Genomic DNA, 18,974 nt, shown 5'->3' on the forward strand with positions numbered 1-18,974 from the left:
CGGATGTTGCCACCGGGGCGGCTGCCGTGCTTCATCCCGTTTCCATGACCCGGAAATAACGTCCGCATTGGGCGGCCGCTCCCGGTGATGCATTTTGAGGCCGGTAACGCGAGGCGAGACACCGCATGTCGTCCTATTCTGATGATCTCCACCAGGCGGCGCTCGCCTATCACCGTCTGCCGCGGCCCGGAAAGCTTGAGATCCAGGCGAGCAAGCCGCTTGCCAACCAGCGCGATCTCGCGCTGGCCTATTCTCCGGGCGTCGCCGCCGCCTGCACCGAGATCGCCAAGAATCCCGCCGAGGCCGCCTCGCTCACCACCCGCGCCAATCTGGTCGCCGTTGTCTCGAACGGCACCGCCGTGCTCGGCCTCGGCAATATCGGCCCGCTGGCCTCCAAGCCGGTGATGGAGGGCAAGGCGGTCCTGTTCAAGAAATTCGCCGGCATCGACGTGTTCGACATCGAGATCGCCGCCGACACCATCGACCGCGTGGTCGAGACCGTGGCGGCGCTCGAGCCAACCTTCGGCGGCATCAATCTGGAAGACATCCGCGGGCCGGAATGCTTCGAGATCGAAGCGCGCTTGAAGGAGCGCATGAAGATCCCGGTCTTCCATGACGACCAGCACGGCACCGCCATCATCGTCGCTGCCGCCATCACCAACGGCCTCAGGTTGAACGGCAAGAAACTGTCCGACGTCAAGATCGTGGCCTCGGGAGCAGGGGCCGCGGCAATCGCGACGCTGAATCTCCTGGTGTCGATGGGAGCGCAGCGCAAGAACATCTGGGTCTGCGACATCGACGGCCTCGTGCACGAGGGCCGCAACACCTCGATGGACCGCTGGAAGGCGGTCTATGCGCAGAAGACCGACAAGCGCACGCTCGCCGACGTCATCGGCGGCGCGGACATCTTCATCGGCCTGTCCGCGCCCGGCGTGCTCAAGCCGGAGATGGCCGAGGCGATGGCCGACAAGCCGTTGATCATGGCGCTCGCCAATCCCGTGCCGGAGATCATGCCGGAGGAGGCGCGCAAGGTGCGCCCCGACGCCATGATCTGCACCGGCCGCTCCGACTATCCGAACCAGGTCAACAACGTCCTGTGCTTTCCCTTCATCTTCCGCGGCGCGCTCGACGTCGGCGCCAGCGCCATCAACGAGGAGATGAAGCACGCCGCAGTCGAGGCGATCGCGCAGCTCGCGCGCGAGGCGCCGTCGGATGCAGTCGCGCAGGGTTTTGACACCGGCGAGACGCAGGGTTTTGGCCCGGGCTCCCTGATCCCGAGCCCGTTCGATCCGCGGTTAATCTTGCGGATCGCGCCGGCGGTGGCGAAGGCGGCGATGCAATCGGGCGTCGCAACGCGGCCCATCATCAATTTCGATGAATACACCGCGTTGCTCGAGCGCTTCGCCTTCCGCTCCGGCCTCGTCATGAAGCCGATGTTCGCCAAGGCCAAGACTCAGCCGGTGCGCGTGATCTACGCCGAGGGCGAGGACGAGCGTGTGCTGCGCGCCACCCAGGTGGTGCTGGAGGAGAAGCTGGCGCGGCCGATCCTGGTCGGCCGCCCCTCGGTGGTGGAGGCACGCATCAAGCGGTTCGGCCTGTCGATCAAGGCCGGCAAGGATTTCGACCTCATCAATCCTGAGGACGATCCACGCTACCGTTCCTATGTGCAGTCCTATGTCGAGGTCGCCGGCCGCCGCGGTGTGACGCCCGACGCAGCGCGCACGGTGGTGCGCACCAATAACACGGTGATCGCGGCACTTGCGGTGGTGCGCGGGGAGGCCGACGCCATGCTCTGCGGCGTCGAGGGTCGCTATATGAGTCATCTGCGCCATGTCCGCGAGATCATCGGCTTCTCAGCCGGCGTCAGCGACTACGCCGCGCTGGCACTGCTGATCACCAGCAAGGGCGCATTTTTTATCGCGGATACGCAGGTACGCCCAAATCCGAGCGCGGAAGAGCTTGCCGAGATCGCTTCGCTCGCGGCGGTCCACGTACAGCGTTTCAACATCAAGCCGAAGATCGCCTTCGTCTCGCATTCGGATTTCGGCAGTTACGATACCGACTCCTCGCGCAAGATGCGCCGGGCGACCCAGCTTCTGAAGGAGAAGCATCCCGAGATCGAGGCCGACGGCGAGATGCAGGGCGACACCGCGCTTTCAGCTGCTGCGCGGAAAATGGTGCTGCCGCACTCCAAGCTCGAGGGCGAGGCCAACATCCTGATCATGCCAAGCCTGGATACCGCCAACGTCGCCTACCAGATGATCAAGTCGCTGGCGGACGCGCTCCCGGTCGGCCCGATCCTGATCGGCCCGGCACGGCCGGCGCATATCCTCACGCCCTCGGTGACCGCACGTGGCATCCTTAACATGACGGCGGTCGCGGTGGTCGAAGCGCAGGAGCGCGCCGCGAGGCAGCAGCCGACGTTGTTTACGTAAGGGTCGATCTGCGCGAAAGATGCACATCTTTCTCCGACAAGGGGAGAAGGGGCACCGGTCGCGCGGCTTATTTTGAATTCCTCGCAGCTCTCCATTTCCCTGTTTGAAAACCGCAAGCGGACTCTGCATAATCCTCGCGCATCCCGTGCTTAGCGCTCTTGCCAAGAGGCCGATCATGCCAGCGTTCGTGACTTTCGGGCGGATCCTGTTCGCCGTACTGTTCATCTACACGGGCGCGTCCAAGCTGTTCGCCATTCAGGCGACGGCGGACTTCATCGCCACCAAGATCATGGTGCCCGATATGATTGCGCCTTACGCCAAGCAGGTCGAGACCGCTACCGCCATGACGACGCCGCAATTGCTGGCGATCGCGGTCGGAGGACTTGAGGTCATCGCCGGGCTGATGATTGCGTTGAATTTCGGCGCGCGATTCTTCGCGATGCTGCTGATCATCTACATTGCGGTCGCGACCGTGCTGTTCGATGACTTCTGGAACCAGGCGCCGCCCGACAACGCCAAGGTGGTGATCGACGCGCTGAAGAACCTGTCGATCATCGGCGGACTGTGCATGATCATCGGCTACGGCCGAACCACACGTCCGGCCGAAGCGGCCTACGGGGACGTGTAGGCAGGGTATGACCGCCGCTCCGCGCGGTGCTGTAGGGTGGATTACGCTGACGCCAACCCGCACCTAAAAGCGTGATGAGATTGGGATGAGTCATCGCCGCGCTTAGGTTGTCGTTTAAGCATTATTTTTTTCGGAAAACCGCTTCGCACTTTTCCGGATCATGCTCTAACGCGCCCCAAGGATGCGCTGCCAGAACGTGCCACCCAGCACCTTCCAGCCAAGATAGAAGTACAGGGTGATCAGGGCAAACAGCACAAGAGCAGATGCGCCGTGCAGGCTGAAACCGTCCTTCGTCGTCTCGCCGGTGGCGGCGCCGATGGAATAGCCGCCGACGAAGAACACCGTCAGGAAGTCGAGAAAGCCGGCGAGGCCACGGCGCCAAAAGGGTTTGGGTGTCGATGGAGTATCGCTTGTCGACATGGAAGCAGCCTCCTCTTGGCAGCCGCGCCGGCTCGCTGGCTCAGGATTCCCCGTCTCGGCTTCTTGTCGGGGTTTCTTGTCAGGGTTTCTTGGCATCGACGTCGATGCCGATGATCTTCCAGGCATTGTCGTTCTGGGCAAAACGCAGCCTGTACTTGACCCGGACCTCGTCGTTCTTGAACTCGCCGGCGAGAACGAGCGCACCTTCCGAATCGAGCTTGGGTTTCTGCTGTGCTTCGTAATCGTCGGTGACGATCCCTTCGAAGAACAGCTTCTTGCTGCGGAAGGATTCGAACGCGGCCGCCAGCTTCTCGGGCGTCATTTGTTCCTGGAACTGCCTCGAGCCCTTGGCAAGCAGGACCGAGTAGTTCCCGGTGATGTTGGCGTCGTTGAAGGTCATCAGCGTCGTGCGGACCAGCACGTCCTGCTCGTCGTCGGTCGGCAGGTCGATCGCGTAGGCCGATGACGGCGACATCACTGACAGAAAGGTCAGCGAGACCAGGACCGCGATAGCGCCGAGAAACTTGCGGCAGGAGAGGGAGGCAAAAATCGAACTCATGGTCTCTTTGTCCTTAATGAGGGGCCGGGCGTATGCCAGAAAGCGGAATGAAGTCGCCACATGCGATCTGCATAACAGAGAAGCTCTAATTTTTCGCTCGTGTGGGAAGGAGTTTTGGCCTCGCCGGTTCACGCCGCATTAAACAGGCTCGGGATGAGGAACGTCGTAACTCCGCCGCACCGTCTCCCTTCGGCACTGCTCTCTCTGACTCCAACTGGCGCACGAGAATCTGCCGCGCAGGCCGATTTCGGGATTGTTGAAACTCTCGGCACATTGAGCCATCGCCGGACCTGCCGGGGACGCGGGAGCGTGCGCGACGACGGGGCACGGGCCGCGGCGATTGACGTTGCCTGAGGACGGGCGGCTGGCTTCGGCGGCTCACAGCGGACTGGCGGCGATGCGCACCTTGATCTTGCGCTATCCCCGCCGCCACGGCGTGACGGCGACATCATGTGCCGCGTCGAGCAGATACGGCGCGCTGGGCTTCATTCCGTGCGAGGCGAGCACCTCGTGCGGCGTCCGCTGGGGCACGCCGCCAAAACAGCCTTCGCCGCCGGGCAGTCGCACATGCGGCGCCTCGGACAGCCAGAACGTGTCGTAGCGGTCCATGAACATGTCGAACACCATCGGGCCGCCGATGATCGCGACCGTGCCGGATGCGACGTTGGCGAAGGCGCAAGCTTCCGCGAAGCTGGCGTGACCCGGATTCCACAATGTCGCGTTCGGCATTTCAGGGTCGACGGTCAGCGCCCTGATCTTGCGGGTCAGGATCAGTCGCTTGCGCTTCGGCGAGTTCGGCTGCTGCTCGTGCGAGTTGCGGCCGTGCACGATCAGCGCGGCGCGATCGAGCGCCTGCTCGAAGAACAGCTTGTCGCCTTCGAACTTCAGACTGTCCGGCATCACATGCGCGGCGTCAGCGAGCATGCCGTCCGCCGAGACGATGACGTAGCCTTCGATGCGAAAAGACAATGGCCGTCTATTCGGAAACGGTCGTCACCACGGAATTGACCGGGCGCTGGCTCACCGTCGGCAGCTTGACGTCCTTGAGCAGCTCCTGGTCGTATTCGGGCAGCGTCGATGCCGGGAATTTGGCGCGCATCGCTACCACCTTGTAGCCGCCCGCCTTCAGGCGCTTGAGCAGCTCGGGCAGGGCCTCCGCCGTGTGCTTCTGGAAGTCGTGCATCAGGATGATGCCCTTGCCCTTGGTGTCGAGCTTCTTCATCACGGTCTCGACCACCTTCTCAGGCTTGGAGGCTTTGAAGTCGAACGAATCGATGTCGCAGGAGAAAATTCCGATGTTGCGGTTGCCGAGATAGGTGACCATCTCCGGCGGATGCTGGAGCGCCGGGAAGCGGAAGAAAGGCGAAGGCGAGATGCCGCCGAGCGCCCATTTCACCGCGGATAGGCCCTTCTCGATCTCTTCCTTGCGCTGCGCTTCGTTGAGCTTCTTGTTGTTGAGGTTGGCATGCGACCAGGTGTGGCTGCCCACGGTATGGCCGGCCGCATAGACCTGCTTCAGGATCTCCGGCTCGTAGGTCGCGTGCTTGCCGATGGAGAAGAAGATGCCGGTGGTGCACTCGTCGGCGAGTGCCTTCAGCACGGCGGGCGTGTTCTTGGGCCAGGGGCCGTCGTCGAAGGTCAGCACCACCTCGTGGTCGCGCAGGAAGTCGAGCTCCTTGAAATGCTCGAAGCCGAAGCCGGGGCCGCCGGTGGTGTCGATCTCGACGGTGCGGGCGACACCGAGCGCGCCCGGCGTGCTGCAGGCTGCACGCGCCGGCTGCGGCGCCTGTTTCGGTGGCGGCGGGTTAACGAAGCCCGCTGGCGCGGCAGCTACTGCGGGAGCGGGTGCCGGCGCAGCCGCCGGCGCGGAAGCTGCTGGTATCGCCGGTGCTCCTTGGGTGGTGGCCGCGGGTTTTGCGGCGGTCTGCGACCATGCCGCGCCGGTCATGCCCAGAGACATCGCGCTTGCCAAAATCAGTCCTGCCGCCACACGCATGGTGTTGTCCTCGAGATTGATCCCGTTGTTCCGCCGCGGCTTTTTCTGCGGCAAACCGTCCTGCCCCAAACCATCCTAGCCTAGAGGGTGGGCCCTCGCCATTGCAACGGCTGTTTGATGCCCCGCCACAATTGTGCCCAACCGGATGGGGCGCAACTCGCGTCAACTGTCGGCCAGCGCCTTGGCAATGGCCGTTTTGACCCGCGTATCGGTCGGCGCGACGGCGGACGCAAAGACCTCGGCGATATAGCCGTCACGGCCGATCAGATATTTGTGGAAGTTCCACTTCGGAACCTCTCGCGGCCGTGCGTCGGCGGCCCATTTGTAGAAGGGGTGCGCTTTCGATCCGATCACAACGGACTTGGCTGTGATCGGGAAGGAAACGCCGTATTGGTGGTGCGCCGTCTCGGAGATTTCGCTGGCGCCGCCGGGCTCCTGGCCACCGAAATCGTTGGAAGGCACGCCGATCACGGTGAGCCCGCGCTCGCGAAACTCGTCCCAGAGCTCCTGGAGGCCTGCATATTGCGGGGTGTAGCCGCAGAGCGAAGCGGTGTTCACCACCAGCAGCGGCTTGCCGGTGTACGCGGCAAGGCGGATGTCCTCGCCGGACAACGCGGGGAAGGAGAAGGCATAGGCCGAGATCCGGCTCATGCCGCCGTCGGCAAACGCGCGCTTCATTGGCACGAGTGCGCCTGCAAGCGCGGCGAGCATGGTCCTGCGGTTCATCATGACGCCGTCCCCGAAATGATCCGGGGTGCATGTTACTTCGCCGCTGCAACCTCACTCGTCAACACCGCGTTATCGGTCGCGGCGAGGCGCTAGACGTTTGGCGCGTTTGCTTTGCGCGAAGCGGTATCCACTTCGCTCAAAACGCTCTCTAGTGAAGGCGCTAGTAAAGGCGGACGATGAAGTCCGTGCCTTCGCCGGTCTCCCCCTGGTTGATGCCCTGGTCGGACACGATGATCGAGCCACCTGATGTCAGCATCTCGTTGATCTTCGCCATGGTGTCGGCCGGAATTGAGATGCGGTCGAGGGCTTCAGTCGGGCTGTCCGGTGTGACGACCGGCTTTGCGGCAACGGGAACCACGGCAGCGCCACGCTGGCGGCGTGACACGCGTCCGTCGTCATCGCGCGCAGCGGCGCGGACCGAGATCGGCAGCGACACCACCGACCAACGCAGCGCGTTGGAATCGGTCTTATCGACTTCGGCTGTGAAGACGTGTGTACCGAGGGGCCGGTCGCTCGGGGCGATCGCGACGGGCACCTCGAACAACGGCGCAAAGTTCTGTCGCACGTAGAGCTTGGAATCCTTGCGGCTGATGAAGACGGCGATCTGGCCGGCCCGCCGCGGCGCGTCCGGCTTCGCCGCAGGTGCCGGATCGGCAACGCGGGTCTCGTCCTTCTCCACGTCGGCCGAGGTGGCGAGTGCCGGAGCATCAGGCTTCTTCCGGGAATCGGCAGCTTCGGTCTTGGCAGCGCTCTTGTCGTCGGTCACTGTCGAAGCCTTGGGCGCTTCCGCGGCCTCAATCGGCTTCGCGTCCATGTTCGCGGGCTTGGCGGTTTTTTCGGACTGCGGCTTGGCCGCGTCAGATGCCTCGGCGATCTCGGTCGTGATCTTGTCGGCGAGCGCAGCCGCTTCCTCGCGGGCGGGCGCATTGCCGGTGGTCACATCCGACATCACGGTGTGGCCGACGGAGGCGCGCAGCTCGAGCACGCTGTCTGCGCTCGCGGTCTTCGTCTCGGCCGGCCTGGCTTCGTTGACTTTGGTTTGCGCCCCGCCCTTATCGGCATTGTCGCTGGTGTTGATCTGCGGCGCGAGGCTGGCGGCGGGCTGCGGCGCTACGCGCACCGAGGCGAGCAGCGGATGCGAAAAGCTTTGCGGCGACATCTGGCCGGGCGCGACGATCACGCGCGCGCCCATCCTGGTCCAGTTCCACATCTTCACCGCGAACGCCATCGGCATGCGGATGCAGCCATGCGAGGCCGGATAGCCCGGCAGCACGCCGGCATGCATGGCGACGCCAGACCAGGTGATCCGCTGCATGTACGGCATCGGGGCGCCGCTGTAGATGTTGGAATGGTGGAATTTGTGCTTCTGGATGACGCTGAACACACCCATCGGCGTCGAATGGCCCTTCATGCCTGTCGACACCGGGGATTCCGCGAACACGCCCTTGCTGTCGTAGACCGTCACCTTCTGCCGGTCGATCGAGACGACGATGACGAGCGGTCCTTGTGGCTTGGTGCCGGCTTCTTTCTCGGCGACGATCTCCTTCTTGCCCGCCGTGCCGCGCTTCGGCGGCTTCTGGCGCGGTATTTCGGGAGGCCGATCCTGCCGGGCGTAATAGGACCCGTCGGAATAATCCGTCCAATAATAAAACGCTGCGTCAGCCTGGCTTGCCGTCCCGATCGCACCCGCCGCCGTCAAAATGGCGATTTGCCAAATTCGCGTTGGCTTGGCAGCAAAACCGGACCCGTTCACGCTGTTCATCCTCGAATCCATAATCCAAATCAGACGTTAGTCTCGCAAAGGGGATACGCGTTCACCCTCAAGGTGGTTCTGCCGTCAGTTACTTTTGTTCAACGCGTAGCAAAAAAGCCTCACAGAGCGGTAAACGGCGGCCGTGCCGACTGGCCGCTCGTCTTCCTGACCGGCCGCCTGATGCCTACATTGCGGGGACTTGTTACCGGAGAACTTCATGTCATCTCGTTTCCACGGTCTTTTCGGCATCCGTTTGAAGGGCCTCGCTTTATTCCTCCTGGCTCTGACGATTTGGGCGGCGCCCGCCCTTGCTGCCGACGAGCCCGATCTGATCTTCCGCCGCTCGACTGTATTCAAATGGATGAGCCCGAACGACAAGCTCGCGACTTACGGCCTCGACGACCCCGAGGTCGAGGGCGTCGCCTGTCACTTCACGGTGCCGGAGAAGGGCGGCTTCAAGGGCTGGCTCGGCCTTGCCGAGGAGGTCTCGGACATCTCGCTGGCCTGTCGCCAGGTCGGCCCGATCAAGTTCAAGAACAAGATGGAGCAAGGTGACGACATGTTCCGCCAGCGCCGCTCACTGTTCTTCAAGAAGATGCAGATCGTGCGCGGCTGTGACGCCAAGCGCAACGTGCTGGTCTACATGGTCTATTCGGACAAGCTGATCGAGGGCTCACCAAAGAACTCGACGTCGACCGTGCCGATCATGCCGTGGGGACCAGCGGACGCAAGCGTCCAGAAGTGCGGTGAGTTCTTCACTCACTGACGACTGCGAGGTCCTGCAAGATGCGAGCCAGTCAGCGGCGCGAATGTCTGCGGCGCGGCTTCAAGGTCGCGCTTGGCTTGCAGCGCCATTTCGCCAGCTGACGTCGCGCTGTTGCGAACGGGTCGTTGTCTCCGCGGCCCATCCGCTGGTCCGTCTCGCGCGTCGAGCGCGATCTGCCGCCATCATGATGGCGTCCCTCACGTGAACGCGCCCGGTGATCCCGGAGTCGCGATTTCGATGGAGGTCGCAGCTGAAGCGTCCCCGACCGCGTGGAGGCGCGTTCCGAGCTCGAGCGGGAATTTGTCAGGCTACTTTGGGCCGTGGCGCGCCCCCCTGAAAAGATTGGCATTTTCCGGCGAATGTTTCGTCGTGCCGGACACGACGAAACAATTCTCACGAAAGATGAAACCATTTTCCGCTTTTGGCGCATCACGCACGAAACCACCCATGGTTATCAGCTTCACAACGACGGCACCGCCGGCCACCGATTCGGAGACAAGACCATGCGCGCGCTCAGCTTCATCCTTGCCTTCGGCTTCGTGCTTGCCGGTTCCTCGTTCGCGGGCTCGCCCGATGGCAGTCTTCCCGGTGTCGGCACCTTCCAGTACACCGGTTCGCCACTGACGATCACGGCACCGCAGCCGATCGTGGTCGCCACGCGCTTCTGATCGCCAACAAGAAAAATTGCCGGCAAAAGGCCATCATGATTGCTCGTTTCTGCGCCGCAGCGTTCATGTCCGTTCTGACGCTCAGCGCCGCTGCGGCGCAGGTGCGTGCTCCCTCCAGGCTGCCGGATTCCCGTGCCGAATTCGTGCGTCAGTGTGCGCCGCGCATGCTCGGGCGCTGGGAGCACCCGGAGGAGGTCTGCGGTTGCCTGCACGACCATGCCGCTGCCGTTGTCGAGGACCGCGACTTGCGTGAGGCGCTGCTGCGCGGCATCAGCGAGACCGGCGTGCCGACGATCGAGACCGACTGGGTGCCGACGTCCAAGCAAGGCGAAATCGGCCCGACCTTCACCAAAATCGCCAAGCCGACCTTGCAGTGCATGTTCGATCCGGCGAAGTGACGTTCAGATTATTTGGTTTTCGGACCGTATCGTGGCACGCAGGTGCTGGTCCGTGAAACGCCTTTGTCGGTCATCCGCGCGCCGCGCACTTCCTTGACCTGTCCGGCGGGGCAAGTTCCGTCATCCACTTGCACGCGCTGGCCGAGCTTGAGATCCACGATGTCCTGTTCGCGGCCGACCATTGTTGCGCGCGCCGTGGAGGCGAGCGCGAGGGACATCAGGAGCGAAAGGCAGGTCGCGCGGTGTAGCAGCATGATTTGAAGTCCGGCGTCGATGCCGCAATCTAGGGAGCCGGAGGCGATTCTGATAGGTGAAGCTTCGTTACGCCTGCCGGGCTGAGCTCCTCGCGCACAAGATAGCGCGCGACTCGCGCGCCAGCCGTTCGGCAGAGGCCATCAGTTGCGGAACCGTATGCCCTGAAAATCCAAGCACGAAACCGGGCAGGGGACGCGCGAGTGAATAGGTGTCGGCCAGGAGCCAACCTTCCGCGCCGGCCGCCCGCTTGGCCTCGGCCGCGCGCGACGGATCGACCGGGGGATTGAACCGTGCGACAAGATGCAACCCTTGCGACGGCACCGGCACGGATAGCGCCCCGTCCGATTTCGCTTCCAATGTCTCCGCCAGCGCATCACGCGCCTCGCGATAGAGCTTGCGCACCCGCTTCAGGTTCGCGGCGAAGGCGCCGGAATTGAGCATGTCGGCCACCGCGCCTTCCATCAGCGTGCCGGGAAAGCGGTCGAGCGCAGCCCGTGCAGCCGTCACGTCCGCGATCAGGCGCTCGGGCAGCGCGCAATAGCCGATGCGCAGGCCCGGAAACAAGGTCTTGGCGAAGGTGCCCAGGTAGATCACGCGCTGGAGGTGATCGATGCCGGCGAGCGACATCAGCGGCGCGCCGTCATAGCGGAACTCGCTGTCGTAATCGTCCTCCAACACGAAGGCACCGGCCTGCTTTGCCCAGTCCAGCAGTTCGAGCCGCCGTGGCATCGACATCTGGACGCCCAGCGGAAACTGGTGCGACGGCGTGACATAGGCCGCGCGCGCAGACGGTGCCGCCGAACGACCTTTGGCCACGTGCAGCCCGTACGCGTCGACCGGAATGGGTACGGTGCGATATCCGCAATGTCCGATCGTCTGGCGCGCGATCGGATAGCCGGGGTCCTCGCACCAGACCTGGTCGCCCGGCTTGAGGATCGCGCTCAGCACGATGCGCAGCGCATGCAGCGTGCCGGACGTGAGCATGATCTGATCGGGGTCGCAGCGCAGCCCTCGCGCCGAGAGCAGGTGATCGGCGATTGCCGCACGCAGCTCGCGACTGCCGCGGGGATCGCCATAATGCAGATGCTCGGATCCGAATGCGCGCATGCGACGGCCCACGAAGGCGCGGAAGCGCTGCACGGCGCGCTCGTCGATATGGGTGCAGCCGAGCGCGAACGCGCCATGCTGCGGCGCTTCGACAACCGCCTTGGGTTTGTTCGCCTCGGCTGCTCGTGCAGGGATGCGCGCGGCGACGAAGGTGCCGGAGCCGACGGCTGCCTCGGCAAAACCGTCGGCGATCAGCCGCTCATAGGCAGTGACGACGGCGTTGCGGCGGAAGCCGGTCTGCTGCGCCAGTGTCCGTGAGGGCGGCAATGGCTCGCCGGGCCTGACGAGACCGGAGACGATCATCTCGCACAGCGCCTGGTAGAGCCGGTGCGCCGCGGAGGCGCCGGCCGTGACGTGCGGACCGGTGAGGTCGAGCGGCAACTCGGCCTTGGCCGGCGAGGGAGAATTGGTCGGAATTTTTCGCATGGAATTGGCACTATCGCAGACCAAATCCACGGCTACAACTCTTCCGAATTGTTCCAATCTCGGAGGTGCGGCCGTGAGCCGGGTTGAAAACTCAGACTCCTATCCGACGTCAGCGCGCAACCAGGTGAAGCGCCGTCACGACCGCGGCTTCTACGATCACGCGACCGTTCACCGCATCCTGGACTCCTCGATGCTATGCCACGTGTCCTATGTGATCGACGGTCAGCCCTATTGCACGCCGACCTTCTTCTGGCGCGAAGGAACGAAGCTGTACTGGCATGGGAGCAGCGCCAGCCGCATGCTGCGCAACCAGACCAGGGGCGAGCGCGTCTGCCTGACGGTCGCTCATCTCGACAGTCTCGTGCTGGCGCGCTGCGGCTTCAATCACTCCGCCGATTACCGGGCGGTGATGGCGTTCGGCACCGCCTACCTCGTCACCGACCACGAGGAGAAAGAGCGCGCGGTGATCGCGATGGTCGACCGCTTCTTCCCGGGCCGCACCGCGGGCCTGCGTCAGAGCACCGCGCAGGAGACCAAGGCGACCTCCTTCATCGCGATGGAGATCGAGGAGGCCTCGGCCAAGATCCGTGCCAAGGGCGTGGCCGATGACGATGAGGACTACGAACTCCCGATCTATGCCGAGCGCATCCCGGTGCGCACGGTGCTCGGCGCGCCCGAGCCGTGTCCGCGTCTGCTCGATGGCGTCACCCGGCCTGCGACATTGAATGGCTACTTCGAAGGCCGGCTGCTCGAAGATGCATTGCGGGATGCTTATTTTGTAGAGTACCCGAACGGCTGAAATCGGCTAGCTTGCGCTCCATCGATGATCTGAACGCCCGATTGGAGTTGCCTGATGAATGCCGAGACGCAGCAGAGGATTCTTGACGCCGTCGACGCCGGCTTCGAAGCCCAGCTTGCGACCACCCGCGATTTCGTCGCGATCCCCTCGACCCGCGGGGCGGAGGGACCGTGCCAGGACATGATCGGCGACCTCCTGCGCGAACGCGGCTATGAGATCGACGACTGGCACATCAATATCGACGACCTCAAGGATCTGCGCGGTTTTGGCCCGATCGAGCATGATTTTTCGAAAGCGCGTTCGGTGGTTGGCACCTACCGTCCGCAAACGAACGTTGGAAAATCGCTGATCCTCCAGGGGCATTGCGACGTGGTGCCGGCAGGTCCGCTGGAATTGTGGGATACGCCGCCGTTCTCGCCCGTCATCAAGGACGGCAAGATGTTTGGCCGGGGTGCCTGCGACATGAAGTCGGGCACGATCGGTGCGCTCTACGCGCTGGATGCGATCAAAGCCGCGGGCTTGAAGCCTACGGCCCGGATCCACTTCCAGTCCGTGATCGAGGAGGAGAGCACGGGCGTCGGCGCGCTCTCGACGCTTCAGCGCGGCTACCGCGCCGATGCCTGTTTCATTCCGGAGCCGACCGGCGGCAAGATGGTGCGCTCTCAGGTTGGCGTGATCTGGTTTCGCCTGCGCGTGAAGGGCCATCCGACCCACGTTGCCTTCGCCGGTTCCGGCGCGAACGCAATCATGGCGGCCTATCATTTGATCCAGGCCCTGCAAAAACTCGAGATCGAATGGAACGAGCGCGCCAAAGCCGATCGTCACTTCAGGACGCTCAACCATCCCATCAATTTCAATCCCGGCATCATCAAGGGCGGCGATTGGGCCTCCAGCGTGCCGGCCTGGTGCGACGTCGACTGCCGGATTGCCGTGTTGCCGGGCTGGTCGATCGCCGAGCACCAGAAGGAGATTTTGGCATGCGTCGCGGCCGCTGCGCGCAACCACCGCTTCCTCGCCAACAACCCGCCGGAGATCGAATGGTCGGGCTTCCTGTCGGAGGGGTATGAACTGACTGACGCCGCCGCACCCGAGGCCGCGTTCGGCAAGGCCTTCAATAAGGTCTACGGTGGCGCAGTCGAGGACCTCGTCTTCACCGCACTCACCGATACCCGCTTCTACGGCCTCAATCATGGCATCCCGAGCCTGTGCTTCGGCGCGAGCGGCGGCGAAATGCACGGCTTCAACGAGTTTGTCGAGCTGGAGTCGCTGAAGAAGACCACCAAGGCAATGGCGCTGTTCATCGCGGAGTGGTGCGGAGTGGAGAAGGCGTAAGCAACCGCGCTTGCCCTCTCTGCCGTCAGCGAGGAGCGAAGCGACGAAGCAATCCAGACTGCCGCCGCGAGAGATTCTGGATTCGCTTCACGGCGCTCGCAGTCCTGGAATGTGACGGCGGCTCCTCAGGGCAAAGGACATACCTTGCCGGTGCGATCCGCTGTCCGAGGCACAGGCGCGGATCAATCCTTTAAGCTTAAAACAAAGACTAGGATGGCGGCCCTGCCAGTGGCAGACTGGCCTCCGTCGCAGAGGCCTTAAGTCCGCCGAGGAAATCACGATGCGCGATTGGGATGATGCTTATGCCAATTCGGCCCGTATCCCCGGCGCGGACAAAATGCCGGCACTGTGGGCGGAGCGGGCGGCGGCTTACCGTGCGGGGTTGAGGGATTTTCGTCCCGACGTCGCCTACGGCGCCGGTGAGCGGCAGCGCCTCGACCTGATCCTGCCCGAGGGCGACAGCAAGGGCCTCGTCGTGTTCGTGCATGGCGGCTACTGGATGCGCTTCGACAAGTCAGCCTGGACCGATCTTGCCGAAGGCGCAAGGCATCATGGCTGGGCCGTGGCGCTGCCGAGCTACACGCTGACACCGGCCGCGCGCATCTCCGACATCACTGCCGAGATCACCGCCGCGGTCGCTAAGGCGGCCTCGCTGGTGGCAGGGCCGATCCGGCTCGCCGGCCATTCCGCCGGCGGCCATCTGGTCACGCGCATGCTGTGCGACGACAGCCGGCTCGAGCCCGCCGTCTACGACCGTATTGCCGGCACGCTCTCGATCAGCGGCCTGCACGATCTGCGGCCGCTCTTGAAGACAAGGATGAACGAGACCCTGCGCATGACCATGCAGGAGGCGACGCTCGAGAGCGCGGCGCTGCATCTGCCGCGGGGGCAGTCGCCTGTGACGGCCTGGGTCGGCGGCAACGAGCGCCCTGAATTCATCCGCCAATCCGACCTGATGGCCAACGTCTGGACCGGTTTCGACGTGCCGACGCACCTCGTCATCGATCCCGGGCTCAACCATTTTACCGTGATCGACGGGCTTAAGGATCCGTCGTCGCCGATCACCGCGCGTCTGATCGGCCTCGACTGACGAGGCGAGGGAAGATGGATCGAGAGGACCTATCATGACGTCCAGCGATTACGATCCTGCAAGCGAAGGCGCCGAGACGGATTTCGCCCGGCGCATGTCCTACGGCGACTACCTGGCGCTGGACGCGATTCTCGGCGCGCAGCATCCGCTCTCGGAAGCGCATGACGAGATGCTGTTCATCATCCAGCATCAGACCACGGAGCTGTGGATGCGCCTTGCCATCCACGAGCTCAGCGCCGCCCGCCGCGCCATCGCCAGGGACGAGGTGCAGCCCGCGATGAAGATGCTGGCGCGGGTGTCGCGCATCTTCGAGCAGCTCAATGGCGCCTGGGACGTGTTGCGGACGATGACGCCGAGCGAGTATACGCGCTTCCGCTCGCAGCTCGGGCAGTCCTCGGGCTTCCAGTCGCGACAATACAGGCTGATCGAATTCTTGCTCGGCAACCGCAACCACGCCATGCTCAAGCCGCACGCGCACGATGCGGAGACGACGAAGCTGCTCGAAGCCGAGCTCGCGACCCCAAGCCTATATGACCAGGTGCTGCGGCTTGTTGACCGCAACGGGCTCAAGATGCCTGCGGCCGTGCTGGCCCGCGACGTCCGCGAAACCCACAGTTTCAACGAAGGCGTGCTCCAGGCCTGGCGTATCGTCTACGAAGCGCCGGAGACGCACTGGACGCTCTATGAGCTCGCCGAGAAGCTGGTCGATTTCGAGGACTATTTCCGCCGCTGGCGCTTCAACCACGTGACAACGGTCGAGCGCGTGATCGGCTTCAAGCGCGGCACAGGTGGTACCGGCGGCGTCAGCTATCTCAAACGGATGCTGGAGATCGAGCTATTCCCCGAGCTCTGGCGCGTGCGTACGATTTTGTAGAAATGGCCATGACCAAGCTACGCGTCTACGACGACACCAAGGCTTTGTTCCATCTGCCCGACGGTGTGATCTATCTCGACGGCAATTCGCTCGGCGCGCTGCCGCTCGGCGTTGCCGAGCGCGTCAATCGCGTCATCACGGCCGAATGGGGCAATGAGCTGATCCGTGCCTGGAACACCGCAGGCTGGTATGCCCAACCGCGTCATGTCGGCGATCGCATTGCGCGACTGATCGGCGCCGAAGCCGGCTCCGTGATGGTCGGAGACACGCTCTCGCTCAAGGTCTACCAGGCACTCGCGGCTGCGCTCGATATGAACGCGTCGCGCAAGGTAATCCTGTCGGACACCGGCAATTTCCCGACCGACCTCTACATGGCCGAGGGCCTGATCGAAACGCTTGGGCGCGGCCATCGATTGCGTCTGGTGGCGCCGGAAGAGATCGAGGCCGCGCTGTCCGAGGAGGTCGTGGTCCTCTATGTCACCGAGGTCGACTACCGCACCGGCCGCCGCCATGACATGGCGAAGCTCACCGCGAAAGCGCGTGCGCTCGGCATCGTCACCGTCTGGGATCTCGCCCATTCCGCCGGCGCGCTGCCCGTCGATCTCTCCGGCTGCGGCGCCGATTTTGCTGCGGGCTGCACTTACAAATATCTCAACGCCGGCCCCGGTGCGCCGGCCTTTCTCTACGTTGCGCCGCGCCACGCCGACAATGCCCGCGCCGCTCTGTCGGGATGGATGGGCCATGCCAAACCGTTTGCGTTCGAGCTTGCCTATGCGGCGGCCGGCGGCGTCGAGCGCATGCGTGTCGGAACGCCGCCAGTGCTGGCGATGGCGGCGCTGGAGGCCTCACTCGACATCTGGGATCGGATCGACATCCGTGAGGTCCGTGCGCGTTCGTTGGCGCTCGGTGATCTCCTGATCGCCGAAGTCGAGCGTCGCTGCCCGTCTCTGAAGCTGGTGACCCCGCGCGCGCATGAGCGCCGCGGCTCGCAAGTCTCCTTTGCCTTCGACGGCGGCTACGCCGCCATGCAGGCGCTGATTGCCCGCGGCGTCATCGGTGATTTCCGCGCGCCTGAGATCATGAGGTTCGGGATCACGCCGCTTTATATCGGTGAGGATGAGATCGTCGGAGCCGCCGAGATCATCGAGGAGGTGATCGTAGGCGAGGTGTGGCGCCGGCCGGAGTATCAGGTCGTCAATGCGGTGACGTGAGGAAAGACGCCTCCACAGGCGTCATTGCGAGAAGCCCGTGCGACGAAGCAATCCAGAATCCCTCCACAGAGGCAGCCTGGATTGCTTCGCTTCGCTCGCAATGACGGCGGAGGGATCACGTCCCCCACAATGCCATCACGACCGCATCGAGCCCATCCGTCAGCGCTGCCGGTCCCGGCTGCAAGATGATCGGCGACTTGATTTCCACGATGCGGCTGTTGCGCACCGCCGGAATCTCACCCCAGCCTTCGCGCGTGCGGATACGGGCAGGGACAACCTTCTTGCCGCACCACGACGCGAGGATCACATCGGGCGCTGCCTCGCGCACCATCTCCGCCGACACGATGCGGTCCTTCGCCGCCTGCCGCGATCGCAACTCCGGGAACACATCCCCGCCGCCGGCGATTTCGATCAACTCGGAGACCCAACCGATGCCCGAGATCAGCGGATCGTCCCACTCCTCGAAATAGACTCTTGGCCGGACCGAGGGCCGGGGCGTTGCCGCGATCGCGGCGAGGCGTCGCTCAAAACCTTGCGCGAGGTTCTCCGCGCGCTCGGCCGCACCGACAAGCGCACCAAGCGTGCGGACCATCGCCAAGATTCCGGCGACGTCACGCTGGTTGAAGACGTGGACGTTGACACCGGCCAGGACGAGATCTGCGACGATGCCGGCCTGCAGATCGGAGAAGGCCAGCACCAGCTCTGGCTCCAGCGCCAGGATCTTTGGGATGTCGGCCGAGACGAACGCCGACACCCGTGGCTTCTCCCGTCGCACCTGGGGCGGGCGCACGGCATATCCGGAGACGCCGACGATGCGGTCCTGCTCGCCGAGCAGGTAGAGTGTTTCGACCGTCTCCTCGGTCAGGCAGACGATGCGGTGCGGGGGGAAGTGGCGCATGCGAGCAGCCTATGCACAATGTCGGCGCCGATGTCAGCCCGCCCATTACCTTGGATGTCATTGCTTTGCCGCACGAAGCAATTCACGTTGAGACAACAAGGAATTGGAAGGAGATCCGATGACGCCGCTCGAGAAACTTAAAGTCATGAAGATGCCGTTCGCCGAGCTCAAAGGCGTCGAGTTCGTCGAGGCCGAGAAGGACCGCGTGGTGGCGCGGATGACGGTCAGGCCCGACCTCTGCACGCTTCATCACACCATCCATGGCGGCGCGGTGATGGCGCTGGCGGATTCCGTCGGTGCGGCTGCGACCGTGATCAACCTGCCGGACGACGCCAAAGGCACCACGACGCTGGAAAGCAAGACCAACTTCATCGGTGGGGCCAAAGAGGGAACCACGGTGATCGCGACCGCCACCCCGGTCCACCGAGGCCGGCGGACCCAGGTCTGGACCACCCGGCTGGAAACCGAGGACGGCAAGCTTGTGGCCATTGTGACCCAGACGCAGCTCATCCTCGTATGAATGAGGGTCCTTGATTTTGTTAACGAAATGGTCGCGTCCGGTGCCACTTACTTGGGCACGCTCGCATCTTGAAAAGCTTGTTGCGATGCACAATATAGGCGGCCTAGGGA

The 18,974-nt window shown here is 63.8% G+C and carries 20 protein-coding genes; 11 read left to right on the forward strand and 9 right to left on the reverse strand.

Annotated elements, in window-relative coordinates:
* The first annotated feature begins 125 nt into the window (after window positions 1-125).
* Window positions 126-2,435, forward strand: coding sequence for an NADP-dependent malic enzyme (locus IVB01_RS18865; protein ID WP_247281571.1), 2,310 nt, complete (start codon window positions 126-128; stop codon window positions 2,433-2,435).
* Between the two features lie 175 nt (window positions 2,436-2,610).
* A complete protein-coding gene (locus IVB01_RS18870) occupies window positions 2,611-3,063 on the forward strand; it encodes a DoxX family membrane protein (protein ID WP_247494727.1) in 453 nt (150 codons plus the stop codon).
* Window positions 3,064-3,228: 165 nt separating this feature from the next.
* Here IVB01_RS18870 and IVB01_RS18875 read toward each other — a convergent pair whose 3' ends face one another.
* The 6 genes from IVB01_RS18875 to IVB01_RS18900 all read right to left on the reverse strand — a co-directional run bounded on the left by IVB01_RS18875 (window position 3,229) and on the right by IVB01_RS18900 (window position 8,529).
* Window positions 3,229-3,483 (reverse strand): hypothetical protein, encoded by a 255-nt coding sequence (locus IVB01_RS18875; protein ID WP_247281569.1) that lies wholly within the window; start codon window positions 3,481-3,483, stop codon window positions 3,229-3,231.
* A 79-nt stretch (window positions 3,484-3,562) separates the two neighbouring features.
* Window positions 3,563-4,042, reverse strand: coding sequence for a hypothetical protein (locus IVB01_RS18880; protein ID WP_247281568.1), 480 nt, complete (start codon window positions 4,040-4,042; stop codon window positions 3,563-3,565).
* A gap of 417 nt (window positions 4,043-4,459) precedes the next feature.
* Entirely contained in the window at window positions 4,460-5,011 is a 552-nt protein-coding gene (locus IVB01_RS18885; RefSeq protein ID WP_247281567.1) for a dihydrofolate reductase, read from the reverse strand.
* A 7-nt stretch (window positions 5,012-5,018) separates the two neighbouring features.
* Window positions 5,019-6,038, reverse strand: coding sequence for a polysaccharide deacetylase family protein (locus IVB01_RS18890; protein WP_247281566.1), 1,020 nt, complete (start codon window positions 6,036-6,038; stop codon window positions 5,019-5,021).
* Window positions 6,039-6,200: 162 nt separating this feature from the next.
* Window positions 6,201-6,767: a glutathione peroxidase gene (locus tag IVB01_RS18895; RefSeq protein ID WP_247281565.1), complete on the reverse strand. Its 567-nt coding sequence runs from the start codon at window positions 6,765-6,767 to the stop codon at window positions 6,201-6,203.
* A 160-nt stretch (window positions 6,768-6,927) separates the two neighbouring features.
* Window positions 6,928-8,529 (reverse strand): L,D-transpeptidase, encoded by a 1,602-nt coding sequence (locus IVB01_RS18900; RefSeq protein WP_247281564.1) that lies wholly within the window; start codon window positions 8,527-8,529, stop codon window positions 6,928-6,930.
* A gap of 208 nt (window positions 8,530-8,737) precedes the next feature.
* On the opposite strand from IVB01_RS18900, the gene IVB01_RS18905 reads away from it, so the two are divergent.
* The 3 genes from IVB01_RS18905 (at window position 8,738) to IVB01_RS18915 (ending at window position 10,352) form a co-directional block, all read left to right on the forward strand.
* Window positions 8,738-9,286 (forward strand): CreA family protein, encoded by a 549-nt coding sequence (locus IVB01_RS18905; protein ID WP_247281563.1) that lies wholly within the window; start codon window positions 8,738-8,740, stop codon window positions 9,284-9,286.
* A 269-nt stretch (window positions 9,287-9,555) separates the two neighbouring features.
* Window positions 9,556-9,954, forward strand: a complete 399-nt coding sequence (locus IVB01_RS18910; RefSeq protein WP_247281562.1) for a hypothetical protein — start codon at window positions 9,556-9,558, stop codon at window positions 9,952-9,954.
* Window positions 9,955-9,989: 35 nt separating this feature from the next.
* Window positions 9,990-10,352 carry a hypothetical protein gene (locus tag IVB01_RS18915; RefSeq protein WP_247281561.1) on the forward strand — a complete coding sequence of 121 codons (363 nt, stop codon included), beginning with the start codon at window positions 9,990-9,992 and terminating at the stop codon, window positions 10,350-10,352.
* An 8-nt stretch (window positions 10,353-10,360) separates the two neighbouring features.
* Here IVB01_RS18915 and IVB01_RS18920 read toward each other — a convergent pair whose 3' ends face one another.
* Window positions 10,361-10,606: a DUF6719 family protein gene (locus IVB01_RS18920; RefSeq protein WP_247281560.1), complete on the reverse strand. Its 246-nt coding sequence runs from the start codon at window positions 10,604-10,606 to the stop codon at window positions 10,361-10,363.
* Window positions 10,607-10,673: 67 nt separating this feature from the next.
* Window positions 10,674-12,140 (reverse strand): PLP-dependent aminotransferase family protein, encoded by a 1,467-nt coding sequence (locus tag IVB01_RS18925; protein ID WP_247281559.1) that lies wholly within the window; start codon window positions 12,138-12,140, stop codon window positions 10,674-10,676.
* A 73-nt stretch (window positions 12,141-12,213) separates the two neighbouring features.
* Here IVB01_RS18925 and IVB01_RS18930 point away from each other — a divergent pair, with 73 nt between their 5' ends.
* From IVB01_RS18930 to kynU, 5 genes are all read left to right on the forward strand, one after another.
* Window positions 12,214-12,939: a pyridoxamine 5'-phosphate oxidase family protein gene (locus tag IVB01_RS18930; RefSeq protein ID WP_247281558.1), complete on the forward strand. Its 726-nt coding sequence runs from the start codon at window positions 12,214-12,216 to the stop codon at window positions 12,937-12,939.
* Window positions 12,940-12,993: 54 nt separating this feature from the next.
* Window positions 12,994-14,271, forward strand: a complete 1,278-nt coding sequence (locus tag IVB01_RS18935) for an ArgE/DapE family deacylase (protein ID WP_247281557.1) — start codon at window positions 12,994-12,996, stop codon at window positions 14,269-14,271.
* Between the two features lie 280 nt (window positions 14,272-14,551).
* Entirely contained in the window at window positions 14,552-15,361 is an 810-nt protein-coding gene (locus IVB01_RS18940) for an alpha/beta hydrolase (RefSeq protein WP_247281556.1), read from the forward strand.
* Between the two features lie 34 nt (window positions 15,362-15,395).
* Complete coding sequence (gene kynA, locus IVB01_RS18945) at window positions 15,396-16,235, forward strand: tryptophan 2,3-dioxygenase (RefSeq protein ID WP_247281555.1); 840 nt, start codon at window positions 15,396-15,398, stop codon at window positions 16,233-16,235.
* Window positions 16,236-16,243: 8 nt separating this feature from the next.
* A complete protein-coding gene (gene kynU / locus IVB01_RS18950; RefSeq protein ID WP_247419917.1) occupies window positions 16,244-17,446 on the forward strand; it encodes a kynureninase in 1,203 nt (400 codons plus the stop codon).
* 115 nt (window positions 17,447-17,561) lie between these two features.
* Here the strand turns inward: kynU and IVB01_RS18955 are convergent, their stop codons facing one another.
* The gene (locus IVB01_RS18955; RefSeq protein ID WP_247494728.1) at window positions 17,562-18,344 is read right to left on the reverse strand and encodes a cobalamin-binding protein; all 783 of its coding nucleotides are present in this window, start codon (window positions 18,342-18,344) and stop codon (window positions 17,562-17,564) included.
* Window positions 18,345-18,462: 118 nt separating this feature from the next.
* On the opposite strand from IVB01_RS18955, the gene IVB01_RS18960 reads away from it, so the two are divergent.
* The gene (locus IVB01_RS18960) at window positions 18,463-18,864 is read left to right on the forward strand and encodes a PaaI family thioesterase (RefSeq protein ID WP_247281553.1); all 402 of its coding nucleotides are present in this window, start codon (window positions 18,463-18,465) and stop codon (window positions 18,862-18,864) included.
* The last annotated feature ends 110 nt before the right edge of the window (window positions 18,865-18,974 follow it).

Origin of the sequence: Bradyrhizobium sp. 164 (assembly GCF_023073715.1) — a bacterium.
Taxonomy (GTDB): Bacteria; Pseudomonadota; Alphaproteobacteria; order Rhizobiales; family Xanthobacteraceae; genus Bradyrhizobium.

Bases quoted from the DNA above. Each gene is read 5' to 3' on its own strand.
- IVB01_RS18935 (WP_247281557.1), top strand. From the start codon at position 12,994: ATGAATGCCGAGACGCAGCAGAGGATTCTTGACGCCGTCGACGCCGGC.
- IVB01_RS18925 (WP_247281559.1), bottom strand. From the start codon at position 12,140: ATGCGAAAAATTCCGACCAATTCTCCCTCGCCGGCCAAGGCCGAGTTG.
- IVB01_RS18955 (WP_247494728.1), bottom strand. From the start codon at position 18,344: ATGCGCCACTTCCCCCCGCACCGCATCGTCTGCCTGACCGAGGAGACG.
- kynA (WP_247281555.1), top strand. From the start codon at position 15,396: ATGACGTCCAGCGATTACGATCCTGCAAGCGAAGGCGCCGAGACGGAT.
- IVB01_RS18895 (WP_247281565.1), bottom strand. From the start codon at position 6,767: ATGATGAACCGCAGGACCATGCTCGCCGCGCTTGCAGGCGCACTCGTG.
- IVB01_RS18870 (WP_247494727.1), top strand. From the start codon at position 2,611: ATGCCAGCGTTCGTGACTTTCGGGCGGATCCTGTTCGCCGTACTGTTC.
- IVB01_RS18890 (WP_247281566.1), bottom strand. From the start codon at position 6,038: ATGCGTGTGGCGGCAGGACTGATTTTGGCAAGCGCGATGTCTCTGGGC.
- IVB01_RS18915 (WP_247281561.1), top strand. From the start codon at position 9,990: ATGATTGCTCGTTTCTGCGCCGCAGCGTTCATGTCCGTTCTGACGCTC.
- IVB01_RS18905 (WP_247281563.1), top strand. From the start codon at position 8,738: ATGTCATCTCGTTTCCACGGTCTTTTCGGCATCCGTTTGAAGGGCCTC.
- IVB01_RS18920 (WP_247281560.1), bottom strand. From the start codon at position 10,606: ATGCTGCTACACCGCGCGACCTGCCTTTCGCTCCTGATGTCCCTCGCG.
- IVB01_RS18940 (WP_247281556.1), top strand. From the start codon at position 14,552: ATGCGCGATTGGGATGATGCTTATGCCAATTCGGCCCGTATCCCCGGC.
- IVB01_RS18865 (WP_247281571.1), top strand. From the start codon at position 126: ATGTCGTCCTATTCTGATGATCTCCACCAGGCGGCGCTCGCCTATCAC.
- IVB01_RS18880 (WP_247281568.1), bottom strand. From the start codon at position 4,042: ATGAGTTCGATTTTTGCCTCCCTCTCCTGCCGCAAGTTTCTCGGCGCT.
- IVB01_RS18960 (WP_247281553.1), top strand. From the start codon at position 18,463: ATGACGCCGCTCGAGAAACTTAAAGTCATGAAGATGCCGTTCGCCGAG.
- IVB01_RS18900 (WP_247281564.1), bottom strand. From the start codon at position 8,529: ATGAACAGCGTGAACGGGTCCGGTTTTGCTGCCAAGCCAACGCGAATT.
- IVB01_RS18875 (WP_247281569.1), bottom strand. From the start codon at position 3,483: ATGTCGACAAGCGATACTCCATCGACACCCAAACCCTTTTGGCGCCGT.
- kynU (WP_247419917.1), top strand. From the start codon at position 16,244: ATGACCAAGCTACGCGTCTACGACGACACCAAGGCTTTGTTCCATCTG.